At 67.4% G+C, this 15,873-nt stretch carries 15 protein-coding genes and 1 pseudogene; 8 read left to right on the forward strand and 8 right to left on the reverse strand.

Features of this window, described 5'->3' with window-relative positions:
- Positions 1 to 9: 9 nt before the first annotated feature.
- Together AB0L57_RS24095 and AB0L57_RS24100 are read right to left on the reverse strand one after the other, a co-directional pair.
- Positions 10 to 882, reverse strand: a complete 873-nt coding sequence (locus AB0L57_RS24095) for an LLM class flavin-dependent oxidoreductase (protein WP_364966205.1) — start codon at positions 880 to 882, stop codon at positions 10 to 12.
- A gap of 166 nt (positions 883 to 1,048) precedes the next feature.
- Positions 1,049 to 1,768, reverse strand: a complete 720-nt coding sequence (locus tag AB0L57_RS24100) for a DUF4267 domain-containing protein (RefSeq protein WP_364966207.1) — start codon at positions 1,766 to 1,768, stop codon at positions 1,049 to 1,051.
- Here AB0L57_RS24100 and AB0L57_RS24105 point away from each other — a divergent pair.
- Complete coding sequence (locus tag AB0L57_RS24105) at positions 1,736 to 3,535, forward strand: ABC-F family ATP-binding cassette domain-containing protein (protein ID WP_364966209.1); 1,800 nt, start codon at positions 1,736 to 1,738, stop codon at positions 3,533 to 3,535. The two genes, AB0L57_RS24100 and AB0L57_RS24105, sit on opposite strands and share 33 nt — an antisense overlap.
- Before the next feature lie 75 nt (positions 3,536 to 3,610).
- On the opposite strand, the gene AB0L57_RS24110 is transcribed toward AB0L57_RS24105, so the two are convergent.
- On the reverse strand, positions 3,611 to 4,519 hold the full coding sequence (locus tag AB0L57_RS24110) for an Abi-alpha family protein (protein ID WP_364966211.1): 909 nt from the start codon (positions 4,517 to 4,519) through the stop codon (positions 3,611 to 3,613).
- On the reverse strand, positions 4,516 to 5,838 hold the full coding sequence (locus AB0L57_RS24115) for a hypothetical protein (RefSeq protein WP_364966214.1): 1,323 nt from the start codon (positions 5,836 to 5,838) through the stop codon (positions 4,516 to 4,518). The genes AB0L57_RS24110 and AB0L57_RS24115 overlap by 4 nt, the downstream gene beginning before the upstream one ends.
- A 459-nt stretch (positions 5,839 to 6,297) precedes the next feature.
- On the opposite strand from AB0L57_RS24115, the gene AB0L57_RS24120 reads away from it, so the two are divergent.
- Together AB0L57_RS24120 and AB0L57_RS24125 are read left to right on the forward strand one after the other, a co-directional pair.
- The gene (locus AB0L57_RS24120; RefSeq protein WP_364966216.1) at positions 6,298 to 7,170 is read left to right on the forward strand and encodes a DUF4393 domain-containing protein; all 873 of its coding nucleotides are present in this window, start codon (positions 6,298 to 6,300) and stop codon (positions 7,168 to 7,170) included.
- Positions 7,171 to 7,259: 89 nt separating this feature from the next.
- Positions 7,260 to 7,817, forward strand: coding sequence for a nuclear transport factor 2 family protein (locus AB0L57_RS24125; RefSeq protein ID WP_364966219.1), 558 nt, complete (start codon positions 7,260 to 7,262; stop codon positions 7,815 to 7,817).
- 195 nt (positions 7,818 to 8,012) lie between these two features.
- Here the strand turns inward: AB0L57_RS24125 and AB0L57_RS24130 are convergent, their stop codons facing one another.
- Positions 8,013 to 9,668 (reverse strand): peptide chain release factor 3, encoded by a 1,656-nt coding sequence (locus AB0L57_RS24130; protein WP_364966222.1) that lies wholly within the window; start codon positions 9,666 to 9,668, stop codon positions 8,013 to 8,015.
- Between the two features lie 125 nt (positions 9,669 to 9,793).
- On the reverse strand, positions 9,794 to 10,348 hold the full coding sequence (locus tag AB0L57_RS24135; protein ID WP_364966225.1) for a TetR/AcrR family transcriptional regulator: 555 nt from the start codon (positions 10,346 to 10,348) through the stop codon (positions 9,794 to 9,796).
- A 194-nt stretch (positions 10,349 to 10,542) separates the two neighbouring features.
- On the opposite strand from AB0L57_RS24135, the gene AB0L57_RS24140 reads away from it, so the two are divergent.
- From AB0L57_RS24140 to AB0L57_RS24155, 4 genes are all read left to right on the forward strand, one after another.
- A complete protein-coding gene (locus AB0L57_RS24140) occupies positions 10,543 to 11,205 on the forward strand; it encodes a lysophospholipid acyltransferase family protein (protein ID WP_364966228.1) in 663 nt (220 codons plus the stop codon).
- Positions 11,206 to 11,451: 246 nt separating this feature from the next.
- Complete coding sequence (locus AB0L57_RS24145) at positions 11,452 to 12,057, forward strand: 50S ribosomal protein L25/general stress protein Ctc (RefSeq protein WP_364966231.1); 606 nt, start codon at positions 11,452 to 11,454, stop codon at positions 12,055 to 12,057.
- 22 nt (positions 12,058 to 12,079) lie between these two features.
- Positions 12,080 to 12,658 (forward strand): aminoacyl-tRNA hydrolase, encoded by a 579-nt coding sequence (pth, locus tag AB0L57_RS24150; protein WP_364966234.1) that lies wholly within the window; start codon positions 12,080 to 12,082, stop codon positions 12,656 to 12,658.
- A 208-nt stretch (positions 12,659 to 12,866) separates the two neighbouring features.
- Positions 12,867 to 13,949 (forward strand): ADP-ribosylglycohydrolase family protein, encoded by a 1,083-nt coding sequence (locus AB0L57_RS24155; RefSeq protein ID WP_364966237.1) that lies wholly within the window; start codon positions 12,867 to 12,869, stop codon positions 13,947 to 13,949.
- A gap of 9 nt (positions 13,950 to 13,958) precedes the next feature.
- Here AB0L57_RS24155 and AB0L57_RS24160 read toward each other — a convergent pair whose 3' ends face one another.
- Together AB0L57_RS24160 and AB0L57_RS24165 are read right to left on the reverse strand one after the other, a co-directional pair.
- Positions 13,959 to 15,146, reverse strand: coding sequence for an aminotransferase class V-fold PLP-dependent enzyme (locus tag AB0L57_RS24160; protein ID WP_364966521.1), 1,188 nt, complete (start codon positions 15,144 to 15,146; stop codon positions 13,959 to 13,961).
- Positions 15,147 to 15,169: 23 nt separating this feature from the next.
- Complete coding sequence (locus AB0L57_RS24165; protein ID WP_364966240.1) at positions 15,170 to 15,505, reverse strand: hypothetical protein; 336 nt, start codon at positions 15,503 to 15,505, stop codon at positions 15,170 to 15,172.
- Between the two features lie 10 nt (positions 15,506 to 15,515).
- Here AB0L57_RS24165 and AB0L57_RS24170 point away from each other — a divergent pair.
- Positions 15,516 to 15,873, forward strand: a pseudogene (locus AB0L57_RS24170) (hypothetical protein); the annotation flags it as partial.

The following is a 15,873-nucleotide window of genomic DNA, read 5'->3' on the forward strand; positions in this document are numbered from 1 at the left end:
ATCCCGATGTCAGCCGAGGATGTCGGCGAGCCGATCGACCTGCTCCGGATCGCGTCCGTAGCAGTAGAAGACCACCTCGTCGACGCCCATATCGGCGAATTGCTGTGCGGCCGTGCGGATCTGGGCCGGTTCGGTGAGCATGCCGTCGACCATGCTGTTGCCGTATTCGTTGAAGGCGTAGTAGGCCGACATCGCCGCACGCGCGTCGTCGATCACCTCCGGTGCGCCGAGCGCGGTATTGACCTGCGCGACGATCCGGGGCGATCCGGGCCGGTCGTATTCGGCCCAGAATCGGCGCACGGCGTCGAACAATCGCGGCGCCCACGCCGGCGGGGCCGCGGCGAGCAGGCCGCCGCCCCAGCGCGCGACCCGCTCCAGTGCGGCGGGTTGGAATGCGCCGAACAGCAGTTCCGGTCCGCCCGCGGTGTGTGGTAGCGGGCCGATGGCGGCGCAACTGTCACTGTAGGGTTCGCCCGCCCACAGGCGCCGCATGGTGGCTATCTGCGCATCCAAACGCTTTCCACGCGTGCGCAATTCGGTACCGGAAGCCTCATGGTCGTCGGCGCGCCCGCCGACACCGACGCCGAGGGTCAGGCGGCCGTGCGAAAGCCGATCCAGGGTGGCGGCCTGTTTGGCCAGCAACGCGGGCTCCCGCAGCGGGGCGATCAGCACCTCGGTCTGCAACCGGAGGCGCTGTGTCACCCCGGCCAGATGAGCCAGTGTCACAAGGGGTTCCGGGTTGTCGTAGACCAGCCGGTCGAGCAGGCCGAGGGTGCTGAACGGGCCGTTCTCGGCTCGCAACGCCCATTCGGTGAGGCCTTCCGGATCGCCGATCGGCAGTCCGATGCCGAATGTCATGCGGCCGGATTCGGTGGTGATCATCAAGAATTCTCCATCAGTGGGGTCGACAAAATCGCGCCGCCCACTCCGCACCTCGCGATCGGAGGTGGATGCTCCCGCACTACGGCATACCTCTGGAGAGCACCGATTGGATTGCGAGAAATGTAGCCGCGATCGATGCGGCCCGCAAGCCGACATCGCGCGGAACTCAGGCAGGCTGCGCGGCGGACGCGGGGCCGGCGACCTGCTGGACCTCGTGCGCCTTGTCGGTCTCGCGCAGGAGCAGCAGACCCGTGGCCGCGATCAACGCCGAGGTCAGGCCGTGGACGCCGAACGTGGTGGCCGTGGAGCCGTGGTGGGCCGCGACGTTGACCATATCGCCGAGCGGGGCGACGGCCGTCATCAGCAGGACCCAGCCCAGGGCGCGGCGCTGGCCGGTCACCAGCAGGATGCCCGTGCCCAGGCCCATCGCGAGGTCGCGGCAGCCCTTCACGACGAGAAAGCCGCCGCCATCGCCGGCGGACGGAGTGCGCGTCGCGTCGGGAACCGCTGCCCGTCGCCTCCCCGGAAGGGTGTGCGGCGCAACGGCCCCAGCCCCTCGATCCGACCGGGCCCGCGGCCCGCGAGGCCGTCGCCGTGGCTCCGCTGCCGGGGCCGCCCCGCAACGCCGCGTGACCGCTGTCCGGCCCTCGGCCGGACCGACCCGGATGTGCTCTCGGCGACCCTCACCCGCACCGGGACCGTGTCCGGTATTGCCGTAAGGTGCACAGACGAAAGCCGACGGGCGTGGTATCGCCGCTGGGGGAGCGCTGGCGGTGCGGCGACACGGCCGCCGGGCCCCTTCGAGCTCGCGGCACGTACCCCCAGGCACGCCGTACTCGGAGAGGATCGACCCTTGGCGAATCTGATCAATCTGGAGCAGGTCCACAAGAGCTTCGGAATCACCCCGCTGCTGGACAATGTGTCCCTCGGCGTGCAGGAAGGTGAGCGGATCGGAGTCGTCGGTCTCAATGGTGGCGGTAAGACCACCCTGCTCGAGGTGCTGACCGGAATCGAGGAACCCGACGGTGGACGGGTGAGCCGGATCAACGGGCTGCGCATCGCGGTGGTGACCCAGCGTGGTGTGCTGCCCGAGGGCGCCACGGTCGGTGAGGTGGTGCTCGCCGGTCTGGCCGAGGACGCTCGGACGGACGGAGTGGCCGAGCACGAATGGGCCGCGAATCCGCGGATCCGCAGTGTGCTCGAGGGCATCGGCATCGCCGATCTCGGCATGGGCAGCTCCGTCACGAATCTGTCCGGTGGTGAACGCCGCCGGGTCGCGCTGGCCGCCGCGCTGGTGCGCGAACTCGATCTGCTGGTGCTCGACGAGCCCACCAACCACCTCGATGTGGAGGGTGTGCAGTGGCTGGCCGAACATCTGCTCGCCCGCCGCAGTGCGCTGGTGGTCGTGACGCACGATCGCTGGTTCCTCGACACCGTCGCCACGCGAACCTGGGAAGTGGTGGGCGGCAAGGTCGAAAGCTACGAGGGCGGCTACAACGACTGGATCTTCGCCCGCGCCGAACGCGCCCGCCAGTCCGACGCCACCGAGGCGCGCCGCCGCAATCTCGCCCGCAAGGAGCTGGCCTGGCTGCGGCGCGGACCACAGGCCCGCACCTCCAAGCCGCGCTACCGGGTCGAGGCCGCCGAGGCGCTGATCGCCGACGTGCCGCCGCCGCGCGACAACGTGCAGCTGGCCTCGTTCGCGCGAAAGCGCCTGGGCCGCGTGGTGATCGAACTCGAGGATGCCACCCTCGCGACCCCCGACGGCCGCGAGCTGGTCCGTGATCTGACCTGGCGGCTGGCGCCCGGTGAGCGGGTCGGTCTGGTCGGGGTGAACGGGTCCGGTAAGACGACCCTGCTGCGCGCACTGGCCGGTGACGCGGATCCGGTCGCAGGCAAGCGGATCCAGGGTCAGACCGTCCGGATCGGCTGGCTCCGGCAGGAACTCGACGATCTGCCCACCGATATGCGCGTACTGGAGGCGGTCTCCGATGTCGCCGAACGAACCATGCTGGGGGACAAGGAGATCAGTGCCGGGCAACTGGCCGAGCGGCTCGGCTTCACACCCGCCAAACAGCGCACGCCGGTCGGTGACCTGTCCGGTGGTGAACGCCGGCGCTTGCAGCTGACCCGCATCCTGATGAGTGAGCCGAACGTACTGCTGCTCGACGAGCCCACCAACGACCTGGACATCGACACCCTGCAGCAGTTGGAGGATCTGCTCGACGGCTGGCCCGGAACCCTCGTGGTGATCAGCCACGATCGCTATCTGATCGAGCGCATCAGCGATTCCACCTGGGCCCTGTTCGGCGACGGGAAACTCACCAACCTGCCCGGCGGTATCGAGGAATACCTGCGCAAGCGCGCGGCAGCAGCAGCCGCCCGCCGTCCCTCGGCGGGTTCCGCTCCTGCCGAAAACTCAGCTCCGGCAACGGATTCCGCGGCATACCGGGCGGCCCGCAAGGAGTTCGGCCGGCTGGAGCGGGCGTTGGAGAAACTCACCGAGCGCGAGGAACGGCTGCACGTGGCACTGGCCGAGGCCGCGACCGACCCGGACAGACTCGTCAGCCTGGGTGTGGAGCTGAAACAGGTGCAGAGCGAGAAGGAATCGACCGAGATGCGCTGGCTGGAGCTGGCCGAAGAGGTCGGCTGAGCTCGGCGACGGCCGTATCCGCAGCGGTGACCCTCCGGGCGCCGCCGGCGCCCGGGCAGCGCATCCGGCGTCGGCTCAGAGCGCCTGGTCCAGCGGCACCGGCAGGCACGTTCGAGTGAAGTCGGTGCCGAAGGGGATCAGCGCGATACTGCGATGGTTCACCTTGGTGCCGAACCCGCGCTTCATCAGCCGCCGTACCTCGGGCTGGGATTCCAGCAGTTGGTAGCGCGCCGGATTGCCCAGCTGATCACCGTCGACGGTGATCAGGCCCAGCCGCCGCAGATTCGTCAGATACGTGACCGCCCGGTCGGGGTAGCGCAGGGCGGCGACCTCGCCGATCAGCGACATCCCGGCCTCGAATCGTTGTGCTCCGGCACTCGATGCGCGGCCGGTGCGGATGTCGAGTGCGGGTTGCGGGCCGTCGAGGTAGAGGAAGCGCAGAATGCGAGCCTCGTCCGGCGCCAGCTCGGCCAGGATGCGGGCGAAGGCCGGATGGTCGGCGTCCTCGCCGTGCACATCGGCGGACCGGCGCAGCAGTTCGGCGCCGCGTTCGCGCAAGCTGGGCGCATCGGATGCGATGGGCGCGCCCGCGTGCGCGCCGTCGATCCCGAGCGCGCGCCGCACCGAAGCGCGAACCTGGTCACCGGCCTGCGACAGCACCCGATGCGGTGGCTGCCCGGCCATACTGCCGCGCACCACCGTGGCCGTCACCCCGACCGCGGTGCCCAGCCCCCACGACGCCACCTCGGTCACCGCACCCAGTGCCACCCGCACGACGCCCGTGGTGACGCGCACCGGTCCGGCGGCGCCGGAATCGGCGACCACCACGGCCGCGGACGGGCGGCGGACAAGTTCGGTCGTGTACTCGGCGTCCTCGATCGTCTCCTCGGCCTCGATGTCGGCCTCGGGTGCGGCGGTCGTCTCGTTCTCATCCGAGAACTCGGCGCCACCATCGGGTTCCGAGGCGGAGCCGGGTCCGCTCACAGCCATACGTTCGCCACTTCCGTTCCGAAGATCAGAAGATGAGCGTAACCGGCGATGAGCCCCAGCACACCGCCGTGAACGAACAAGAGCCACTCGTCCTGTTTGATCGCCGCGCGCAACATGTCGACGAAGTCCGGCGGTTTGAGCGCCGCCATCTGCTTGGCGATGTAGCGGCTGACCTGTTTGCTCTGCTGCGCGTTGAAGCCCGGATCGGCGAAGGCGACCGGTGCCAGCGATTTGGCCTCATCGGTGAACCGGTTCTGCAGCGTCGCATAGTCCCGGTTGCCGATCATGAATTTCAAAGCCCCGCGCATGGGGCCGAGGGCGCGATCGGTGGCCGGGCGCAAGGTGTCCTCGAGGATCTGCATGGTGCGGTCGGAGCGCGGTCCGTTCAGCAGTTCGTCACCGACATTGGCGATCGTGATGATCTGGGTCGCGACCAATTCCGCGTAGCCCTCGGTGATTTCGGGCTGCCGCTTGATCAGCAAACCCTGCCGCCACGGGCACCACCACTTCGGATAGGCGGGCGCGAAGATCATATTCAGCCCGATCCAGTTCACCACCCAGCCGATCACCACGCCGCCCACCGGCAGCACCACCAACGGCGACCAATGGGTCAGATGCAGCAGAGCGACGAGGACGAGACCCATCGGCGCGCCGAAATAGAAGCCGAAGTTCTGCATGAACCGCAACTCCTTGGCGCCCAGCACCTGAAAAACCGTGTTGAGCAACTGCGGCCGCGATTGGAAATACCGAATCACCATCTGTTTGACATCGAGTAGTTGTTCGATGTTCGAACCGAGTTCGTCGGTCAGTTCCTTCAGGATCTCCGGCAACTGTTCGCGGACCCGCTCGTGCACCCGCTCGCGAACCGGCGCGGGCAAGTTGTACCAGAGCTGGGGATGTTCGCGGCGGGCGATGTCCTCGACGATCTCGCGAATCTGGGACTGCGCCATATCGGTGAGGTGCGCGGCCAGTTCATCGGGTTCGAGTTCGCGATAGAAGTCGGCCACACTGCCGAGTTTCGACAGGCCTTTGTCAACGGCGATCGATGCCATCTTGTCCGCGCGCGAGGGAACGATTCCCTGCCATCCCATCCGGCCGTCGTACTGCAGCAACGGCAGCACCTGAATGCGCTTCGGAAGGTAGGGAAACAGCCATTTCAGACCGGGCATCGCAAACCCGTGAAAACGAATCGGCTTGAACAGCATCAGGATGCCGGTCCAGTTCGTGATATAGCCGATGACGCCCGTGAACAGAGGGATCGTGATCAGTTCGAGCAAAATCGTTGGGTGAAAACCCAGCAAACTATCCAGCACGACACCCTCCTGCCGACCCCTTACCGGTGACCGCCGTCACACCAGCACTTCAACGTACCCCGTCGGCCAGGCGAACCTTACTGTGAATTCAGGAAACGGGTCCAATTGCCACTCTGGTGACGTGGCCGGAGGCGGCAGCGTGCGTAACCACGGAGGCCGCCGCGTAAGTCGCCATCGGATTCTGCGACTGTAGCGACGTGGCCGGAGGCGGCAGCGTGCGTAACCATGGAGGCCGCCGCGTAAGTCGCCATCGGATTCAGCTCGGCAGCTGGTACACGGTAGCGTATCGGCAGAGGCTTCGATCACATCGTGCGATGGGAATGTCGCACCGGACAGCGGTGGCCGCAAGAATGACCGGAACCACATTCATGCCGCAGACGCTGTACGGGGTGTCGGTGCTCATGGCGCGGTAGGGATATGTGGGCGGATTCGTTCACCTGGCGATACTCGGAGACGGACGTGACAGACGACAGGACCGGACAGGATGTGGTCCGACCCGGTTCCCGTGCTGTGGAACGCAGCTCGGATGTGGAGAAGCGGCAGATCAGCAACGAAGCCCGCATGATCCGCGGCGTCTTCCGGGCAGCGGGGCTGGCGGCGGGTACCGCGGTCCGCGGCGGGCAGTGGGCGGTCGGTACGGGTTTCGAGGTCACCAAGCAGATCGCACAGGCCGCGCTGGACGGCGAATCCTCCACCGAGATCGCCGAACGCACCGGTGCCGCACTGCAGTCCGTCGCCCGCAGTGTGCTCGGCGTGACCGAGGGGTCGGTCCGCGAGATCGTCAGTTACGTACCCACCAACGGGCATCCGCCGCCGCCCGCGAGCGGTGGGCTGGTCCGCTCGGCCAGCCTGGTCGATCTGCGCCGTCGCGGTGACAATCTGCTCGCCCGGTCGGCCGATGTGTACTTCACCGAGGAAGTGCATCCCGCCTACGACCGCATCCTCGATCAGCTCGCCTCCGACGAGGCCCGCATTCTGCGATTCATGGCCATCAACGGCCCGCAGCCGTCGGTCGACGTGCGTACCAACCGGCCGCTCGGAATCGGCTCGGAGCTCGTCGCGGGCGATCTGACCTCCGTACCCGAACAGGCCGGTGTGCGGTATCCGGACCGGTCGCGGCTGTATTTGATCAACCTGACCAGGCTCGGTCTGCTGACCACATCCGACGATCCGGTGGTGCTGAGCCGTTATATGGTGCTCGAGGTCCAGCCGATCGTGGAATCGGCGCTCAAACAGGCCGGCCGGGTCCCCAAGATCGTGCGAAAGAGCCTGCGCCTCACCGAATTCGGCGAAGACTTCTGCAAGACCTGCTTCACCATCAACGGTTCCTGATCCGGCCGCACCGGTGAACGCTGTATAGCGATCCGATACAGATTTTCCGATCTGCGCAGATTAGCCGGATCCGGTGGGATTGTTGATGTATGGATTCCGATGCGGTCTCCGCGATCAGCCGGCTGAAATTCCGGTACCTGCGCGCACTCGACACCAAGTCGTGGGAAGACTTCGCCGACACGATGATCCCGGAGGCGACGGCGACTTACAGCGAGTACCTGCAGTTCGAATCGCGTGACGCGTTCCTGGCGTTCATGCGCAATACCCTGGGTCCGCATGTCATCACCGAACACCGGTGCGACCACCCCGAAATCGATGTCGACGGCGACGCGGCGACGGGGACCTGGTATCTGGCCGATACCGTCCTCATCCCCGGCCACAACATGCTGTTGCGCGGGGCGGCCTTCTACAACGACCGATATGTGCGCTGCGACGACGGCCGCTGGCGGATCGCCCACACCGGGTACGAGCGGACCTACGAGGTGGTGCTGTCGCTGTCGGACCTGCCGAGCCTGCGGCTGACCGCGAGCCGGTGGGGTGTGATCACGGGCGAGCCGGGAACGGTCCCCGACATCCCGGCCGTGGTCTCCGATATCGAGGACATCCCCGGTGGGCGCGAGGAAGAGCCCGACGAGGCGATCGGCTGAGTTGTTGGCGTCGGCTTCGCCGACGCGGGTTTTCGGCCCTTTGGGCCTCGATTTTTCCCTCCTCCGCTCAGTCGCTGCGCTCCTTCGCTCCGTCGGTCCAAAATCGAGGCGGGCCGAAAACCATCAGGGTTTTCGATGCGTGAGGGTGTTCGGCCGGTACTTGGTTGGCCGGCGGTCCGAAGGCGGCCCGGCTCGTCAGTCCGCGGTCGCGACCAGCGGTTCCAGGGTGAGTTCCGACATCTCCTTCTGGATGTACTGCAGCCGCCACTTGTCACTGAACAGAGCCAGAATCACGCCGTCGGTGCGGGTGAAGACCTCGACTCCGCGCTGGCGATCCAGTTCCGGCGCCGATTCCGCGTCGGTGCGCCGGGCCAGCTGATAGGGCAGGAAGTCCAGTTGCGTCTCGACATTGAATTCGGCCTGCATCCGGGCGGTGACCACCTCGAACTGCATCGGGCCGACCGCGGCCAGGACGGGAGAGGCGTCACCGCGGACATCGTTGCGCAGCACCTGCACGACACCTTCGGAATCGAGCTGGTCGATGGCCTTGCGGAACTGCTTGTACTTCCCCGCACTGCGGGCGCGCAGGGTGGCGAAATGTTCCGGCGCGAAGGACGGGATGGGCGGGAACTCCACCTTCTTGTCGACGAACAGGGTGTGCCCGGGAGCCAGGGCGGTGGCATTGACCAGGCCGACCACATCGCCCGGATAGGCGGTGTCGACGGTCGCGCGTTCCCGGCCGAAGACCGTGAGCGCGTATTTGGTCGCGAACGGCCTGCCGGTCTGGGCGTGGGTGACCACCATGCCGCGTTCGAATTCACCCGACACGATGCGCATGAACGCCAGCCGGTCGCGATGGGCGGCATCCATACCCGCCTGCACCTTGAACACCACCGCGCTGAACGGATCGGCAGGTTCCCGCTCGGTGCCGGCGATGTCGGCGCGCCCGGCGGGCGGCGGAGCCAGCGACACCAGCGTGTCCAAGATCTGGCGCACACCGAAGTTCAGCATCGCCGAGGCGTAGATCACCGGTGAGGTCTGCCCGGCGAGGAACAGTTCCTGATCGTGGTCCTGGCCGGTGGCCGAGAGCAGTTCGCTCTCCTCGGCGGCGGTGTCCCACGGCTCACCCTCACGCGCGGCCGCCTGCTCGGGAGCGAAGGACTCCTCGGGAGCGATGGTGGCACCACCGGCGGTGCGGGTGAAATGGATGTACTCGGTCGCGGTGCCCTCGTCGCCGCGGCGCAGCAGGCCCCGGAAATCGCCCGCGATACCGACCGGCAGGAACAGGGGAGTGGGGGTCAGGCCGATGCGCTCGCTGATCTCGTCGAGCAGTTCCAGCGGTGCGCGCCCGGGCCGGTCCCATTTGTTGATCACGGTGATCACCGGAATGCCACGATGACGGCACACCTGGAACAGTTTGAGCGTCTGCGGCTCCAGGCCCTTGGCCGCGTCGATCAGCATGACCGCGGCATCGACGGCGGTCAGCACTCGGTAGGTGTCCTCGGAGAAATCCGAGTGGCCGGGGGTGTCGACCAGATTGATCACGCACTCGCCGTATTCGAACTGCAGCGCGGTGGAGCTGACCGAGATACCGCGCGCCTTCTCCATTTCCATCCAGTCCGAGACCGTGGATTTGCGGCCGGATTTCCCGTGAATGGCACCGGCTTCGGAAATCATCTTGGCGTGCAGTGCCAGCGCTTCGGTGAGTGTCGATTTACCCGCGTCGGGGTGGGAGATCACCGCGAAGGTGCGCCGCCGTTCCGCCTCCTGCGCCACCCGCCCGGATGTGGTCGTGCTGGCTGCGGGGGAATTCACCGATCGGCTCCTCTTCGCGGGATGAGTGCAAAGCATCAGAATACGGGAACCGGTGAATCCGGCCCGCGCCGGGATCTCCGTCTCGGACGGGAAAGCGCCCGGTCACAGGCGTGCCGGCCAGCCGGCCCGGTCGCGGACCCTGGCCGGAGTCCGGGACCTTCTCAGGCCGACATGTGCAGTGCGACGGTGTCGCGTACCAGTGCGTCCAGACCGATCCCGGGGGCGATCAGTTCGACGCTGCGATTGGCGACCAGTGTGGCGATGCCGTGCATATTCGTCCACAGGCCGAAGGCGCGCTCCGCCGGACGGTCGGGGGCGCATTCGGCGACGAGGTCCACCCAGGATCGATAGATCGGCAACGTCCTGCGACGCAGATTCTCCCCCGATCCCTGCAACAGGTCGTGCCGGAACATCAGGGTGAACATCTCCGGTCGCCGGCCCGCGAAGTCGATGTACTCGGTGGCCATCCGGTCGATGCGCACCCGAGGTGGTTCGTGATCGTGTGCGGCGAAACGCGCACTCAGATCCGCGAATCCGCGCACCGCGATCCCGGCCAGCAATGCGTTGTGGGTCGGGAAATAGCGCCGCGGCGCACCATGGGAGACCCCCGCTTCGCGGGCGATGGCGCGCAGTCCCAGCTGTGCCGCCCCGACCTGTTCCAGCATGGCCACCCCCACGCTGACCAGCCGTTCTCGCACCGGTTCGTCCACACCCATGCCACACATTGTCGCGCCCAGGAGCGGTGTGGACGCACCTCGGGTGAATCGGAGTGGCGCGCCGCATCAGTCGCGGCGGAGATCGGCACGTGTTCCGGGTCCGCCTCTTCCTGTGCCGATCCGCGGATGCGTTGAGTAGACAGTGTCTACTAGCATGGGTAGACACTGTCTACAAGGGTTCGTGGAGGAGTGGTATGTGGTATTGGATTTTGAAATTCATCCTGATCGGTCCCGTACTGCGAATATTGGGCCGCCCGAAAGTCGAAGGGTTGCACAATATTCCGGATGAGGGGCCGGTGATCATCGCCGCCAATCACCTCGCCGCGATCGACTCGCTGTACCTGGCGCTGGTCCTGCCCCGCCGGATCACCTTCCTGGCCAAGAGTCAGTATTTCGACGAGCGAGGGTGGCGTGGCCGGTTGAATCGGTGGGTGATGACGGCGACGGGCCAGGTGCGCGTGGACCGGACGGGCGGTTCGGCCGCCGCCGACGCCCTGGCCGCGGCGGTCGGAATTCTGGCGTCCGGTGGCGTGTGGGGGATTCATCCCGAGGGCACCCGATCGCCGGACGGCCGGGTCTATCGCGGGCGGACCGGCGTCGTCCGGGTTGCCGTGCGGACCGGTGCGCCGGTCGTCCCGGTGGCGTTGACCGGCACCGATCGGGTGGATCGGCGCGGTGCGCGGCTGCTGCGGTTCGGCAAGGTGCGCATCGTGTTCGGTCCGCCGCGCCGGTTCGAGCCGGTCGGCCGGGCCGCGGTGCGGGCGGCGACCGATGATCTGATGGTCGAACTGGCCATGCGCTCGGGCCGCCGGTATGTCGACTGCTACGCCGCGAATTTCCGGGCCGAATCGGCCTGACTCCGGGACCGCATTACCGTATCGGGGGGTTGCACGGGGCGGTTTCGGTCACATGCTATTGTTCTCGGGTTGTCTCGGCGAGGGTGTGGCACCCAGTGCACACCGTGATCGACGCGGCTCGGCTTCCGGTCGTTGTCGTGTGGTCGTCTCCCGACAAGCAGACCCTTTCGCCAGATGGTCCGAATACGGATGGCATCTGGCCAGCACACCGTCCGCCCCGGAAAGCCGTAGGAGAGTATTCCAGTCATGTCCGACGTCAGCGTTCTCGAAGCCACGACCCGCACCGAATTCGGCAAGGGCGCCGCACGACGTACCCGCCGTGACGGCAACGTTCCCGCTGTCCTGTACGGCCACGGCTCGGCGCCGACGCATGTGGCGGTGAACGCCCAGGCCTTCGCCGCCATCCTGCGTGAGCACGGCACCAACGCCATCGTGGACCTGCAGATCGACGGCAAGAAGCAGCTGGCCATGACCAAGTCCGTGGTCGTGCACCCGATCCGCCGCTACATCGAGCACGCCGACCTGTTGATCGTCAAGCGTGGCGAGAAGGTCGTCGTGGACGTGCCGGTCGCGCTGTCCGGCGACGCCGCCCCCGGCACCCTGGTCACCCAGGAGACCACCACCCTGTCGGTCGAGGCCGACGCGCTGAAGCTGCCCGAATCCATCGAGGTCTCCGTCGCGGGCATCGAGGCGGGCACCCAGATCACCGCCGGTGAGATCGCGCTGCCCAAGGGCACCACCCTGGCCGGTGACCCGGAGCAGCTGATCGTCAACATCATCGTCGCCCCGGCCGCCGAGGCCACCGAGGCCACCGAGGGTGAAGCCGAGGCCGAGGCAGAGAGCGCCGAATAATTCGCGCCACGCCATCGTTTCGATGACGGATTCGAACGCGCCCGCACTCGTTGTGGGCCTGGGTAATCCCGGGACCGAATACGAGCGCACGCGTCACAATGCCGGTTTCCTGGTCGCCGATGTGCTCGCCGAGCGCATCGGCGGCCGGTTTTCCGTGCACAAGAAGTCGGGTGCCGATCTGCTCGAGGCCCGGCTCGACGGCCGCAAGATCCTGCTGGCCAAGCCGCGTAGCTATATGAACCTGTCCGGCCGGCCGGTCGCGGCGCTCGCGCGGTTCTTCTCGGTTGTGCCCACCGAGGTCATCGTCGTGCACGACGAACTCGATCTGCCGTTCGGCAGTATCCGGCTCAAACGCGGTGGTGGCGAGGGCGGCCACAACGGGCTGCGCTCGATTTCTAATGCGTTGTCCACCAAGGACTATCTGCGGGTGCGCTTCGGCGTGGGCCGCCCGCCCGGGCGCCAGGATCCGGCCGATTTCGTATTGAAACCCTTTGCCGCCGCCGAACGCAAAGAGGTTCCGGTCCTGGTCGAACAGACCGCCGACGCGGTGGAACTGCTGTTGCGCGTGGGGCTGGAAACCGCTCAGAACCAACTGCACTGACCCACCACTCCGGGAATCTCGGCCTGGTTCAGGTTCGGGGGTTGCGTCGGTGACCGGCGGTGCGAGGGTGGTTCTGTCGGCCGGTACCCGGTGAGTCACCCATGTGCTTTCGAAATCGGTTGTCGCCGTGCGATCTGGCTGTGGTGTTCCGGTCAGCCTGCGGGATCACATGATCTTCTGCGATGATTCGCTTGTGCGGGACCATACGATGATCTTCGACAGATATCGCGGTGTGCTGCTGGGTGGGGCGGTTGGTGACGCACTCGGGTGGCCGATCGAATTTCTGAAACTGGAGCAGATCCGCGATCGGTTCGGGCCGGACGGGCTCACCGATTTCGCTCCGGCGGCAAGCGATCCCGCGCCCAAGCACATCACCGACGATACGCAGATGACGTTGTTCACGGCCGAGGGACTGTTGCGGTGCGCGCCGGGCGCCGACCCGGTACCGGTGCTGCGACGCGCCTATCTTCGCTGGTTGCAGACTCAGCGGGAATCGGGGCCCGGTCCGCGGTCCGACGGCTGGCTGTCGAGTCTGCCGTATCTGTACGCGGTGCGCGCACCGGGCAACGCCTGTATGGGCGGGCTGAATCGGCAGACGGCGCAGTACATTCCGCCGCAGCCGTTCGGCACACCAGGCTCGGTGAATCCCGACTCCAAGGGTTGCGGCACCGTGATGCGTTCGGCGCCTTTCGGATTGGCGGCGCTGGGTCCCGAGGGTGCCTTCGAACTGGCCGCGCGCTGTGCCCAGCTCACGCACGGCCACCCCACCGGATCCGCGGCCGCCGGCGCCTTCGCCGCACTCATCGATCGGGTGGTCACCGGAATCGATCTGCGAACCGCGGTACGCGACAGCATTGTTCAGGTGGAGAACTCTCCCGGCGGAGCGGAGACCGCGGCGGCGCTGCGGCGGGCCGTGGCGACCGCCGAAGCCGGCCCGGCGACCTCCGAAGGCGTCGAGACGGTCGGCGAGGGCTGGGTGGCCGAGGAATGCCTGGCCGTCGCCGTCTACTGCGCACTGGAGGCCGACCGGTCCGGTGACCCGCGCCGCGCACTGTTGTTGTCGGTCAACCATTCCGGTGATTCCGACTCCACGGGCGCGGTGGCCGGCAATCTGCTGGGCGCCTGCCATGGACTCACCGAGCTCCCGCTGGACTGGTGCGGCGCGGTGGAGGGGCGCGATGAGCTGGCCCGGGTCGCCGATGATCTGGTGGCGAACTTCGTCTACGGCGACCGGGCGCCGCTGGGGACCAGGTATCCCGTGGATGTTGTGGAAGAGGCCGTCGCGCGGTAGGCGCCGCGCTCAGTTCGTATGAGCCAGCCGCTCGACCGCATCGAGGAAGCGGTCGAGTTCGGCGGTGGTGACGAAGCAGTGCGGTGAGGCGCGAACCACGGCATCGAGGTGGCGGGCCGACATGTCCAGCAGCGTCGAACCGCGATGACTCACCGTCACGGTGATATCCGATTCGCGGAGCCGATCGCGAATCTCGACCGGATCGATTCCCTCGATCGTGAACGAGACGATGCCCGAATGCTCGGTGCCCAGATCGCGCACGGTGGCTCCGCGCACGCCGGGCAGGTGTTCGCGCAGATAGCGGGCATTGGCGGCGACCGCGGCGAAGACGTTGTCCGGCCCCAGATCCAGCAGATAGCGCACGGCCGCACCCAATCCCAGCCGTGCCGCCACATCGCATTCCCAGAATTCGAATCGGGTGGCGTCGGCGGCGATCCGGTAATCCTGCGGTCCGGTCCAGGCGGCACTGTGCAGATCGAGGCGGCTGGGTTCCAGCTCCCGGCAGATCTCCGGCCGGACGTAGAGGAATCCGGTGCCACGCGGTCCACGCAGCCATTTCCGCCCGGTGGCCGACATCGCGTCGACACCCAGCTCCGTGACATCTATGGGGAGCTGACCGGCCGACTGGCACGCGTCCAGCAGCACCAGCGCACCCACCCGATGTGCGATCCGGGTGACGTCGGCCACCGGATTGACCAGGCCGCCATTGGTCGGTGCGTGCAGCAGCGACACCACCTTCACGCGGTCGTCGAGCAGCTCGGCCAGGGCCTCGAGATCGATCCGGCCGGTGGCATCGCTCGGGATCGCTTCGACGGTGGCTCCGGTGGCGCGGGCTCGCTGCAGGGCGGCGATGGCATTGCTGGCGTAGTCCGAACCGGAGATGAGGATCCGGTCGCCGGGGCGCAATGGGACGGCGTAGAAGAAGTCCGACCAGGAACGAGAAGCGCTGTCGCTGAGGGCGATCGAGGAGGAATCGGCACCGATCAGCGTGCCGATGGCGGATTTCACCCCCGCGAGATCGTCGAGCCGCTCATTGGCCGCGCGATATCCGCCGATCTCGCCCTCGCGGCGCAGATGGGCGGTGATGGTGTCGGCCACGACCTGTGGCGGGAGGGAGGATCCGGCACTGTCGAGAAAGACCGGTGACAGGCCGGCCGGATCGGCGTAGGCGGGGATATCGGCGCGCAGGCGGGGAATATCGAGCACGACACGACGGTATGTCATGGGCGGTCGTCATCGCCGCAAACCGCTGCCGGCACGGCCTGGATCAGCTGCGCAGCCGCGGCGGCACTCTCCTGCGGCGGGCTCGGCCGATCGGTGTCGAGCCACCCCACGATCGTTCGAACGGACATCGCCCCGACGATGCCGGGGACGAATCCCCTCGCGCTCTGTCCGGCCAGACGTTCGCTCGACATGGCCGTGACGTCGGCCATCTCCACCATCGCCTCGGCGAATATCTGTTCGACCAGTTCGCACTTGTCGCGGTGGAACGCTGCTCCGCTGACCATGGCGCGCGTGGCCGGCTCGCGCGCCGTGATCCGGTCGAGGCCGCGCATCGGGCCGTGTATGGGTCGCCTCCGGGAATCCGGCCCCGCTCGAGGCGCGCACGCTGTCGCAACGGGGCTCGACGGTATGGGCGGTGCCCTCGGCGTCGTCATCCGCACATCCGATGCGGAACAGCGCACCGATGTCGAGCAGGCGCTCGCGGCCGCGCGGGCCGGTGAGCTGGTTCCCAGGATCATCTACGCCCACATTCCGCTCGCCGCTGCCGCTCGCCGCTGCCGCCGCTGCCGCTCGCCGCTGCCGCCGCCGCTGCCGCCGCTGCTGCCGCTGCTGCCGCTGCTGCCGCTGCTGCCGCTGCTGCCGCTGCTGCCGCTGCTGCCGCTGCTGCCGCTGCTGCCGCTGCTGCCGCTGCTGCCGCTGC

Source organism: Nocardia sp. NPDC052254, assembly GCF_040679495.1.
Classification (GTDB): Bacteria; Actinomycetota; Actinomycetes; order Mycobacteriales; family Mycobacteriaceae; genus Nocardia.